Origin of the sequence: Novacetimonas hansenii JCM 7643 (assembly GCF_000964405.1) — a bacterium.
GTDB lineage: Bacteria > Pseudomonadota > Alphaproteobacteria > Acetobacterales > Acetobacteraceae > Novacetimonas > Novacetimonas hansenii.
This window is the reverse complement of record NZ_BANE01000251.1, coordinates 1-603: the sequence shown is the minus strand read 5'-3', so window position 1 is coordinate 603 and position 603 is coordinate 1. Positions and strand designations below refer to the sequence as shown.

The following is a 603-nucleotide window of genomic DNA, read 5'->3' as shown; positions in this document are numbered from 1 at the left end:
ATGGGCCGCATATCGCCCTGTTCCAGCGCGCGATCGAGGCGTGAGCATGGACCCTTCGACGATATTGTCCGAACTCCTGCCCTTCATCCCCGCATCCTATGTCGGCGCGGTGGTGGACTGGGTGTCGTTTGTCATCGCCGCATCCGCGCTGGCCATGCGCTACTGGCGGCCCCCTGCGGCGGGGTCACGCGCGGCAGCCGTCTGGATGGTGGTGTCCGCCATGGCGCAGGCGCGCGGGTGGAACGCATCGGCGTATCAGCCCGACCGCAAGGCCGTGATGGTGCCAAAGGATACGTCGCGCGCCGCCGCCGCCGCGACGCTGGGCCTGCATCCGGCCGATACGCGCCCGAATGCGCCGCGCACCAGCAGGCCGCCGGCCTGATGTGTGAAGTGTGACGTTGGTCCTTCGCAATGGTGGTCGATCCCGGCCAACGCCACGCCCCGTCTATACCGCCAGAACATTAACGATCCGTCGCCGCATCGCAGGCGACATATTGATGGAGGCACGGATATGCCCAACCGACCCAACCTGCGTCCTGTTATCCTTGTGCTGGCCTGTGGCCTTGCCGCCTGCGCCAGCAGCCCGCAGGGCAAGCTGCGGCA

1 protein-coding gene is annotated in these 603 nt (G+C 67.2%); it reads left to right on the top strand.

Features of this window, described 5'->3' with window-relative positions; all coding sequences use genetic code 11:
- Positions 1 to 382 (top strand): hypothetical protein (locus B7G66_RS14185; protein ID WP_239016142.1); only part of this gene is annotated, 382 nt, incomplete at its 5' end.
- Between the last annotated feature and the right edge of the window lie 221 nt (positions 383 to 603).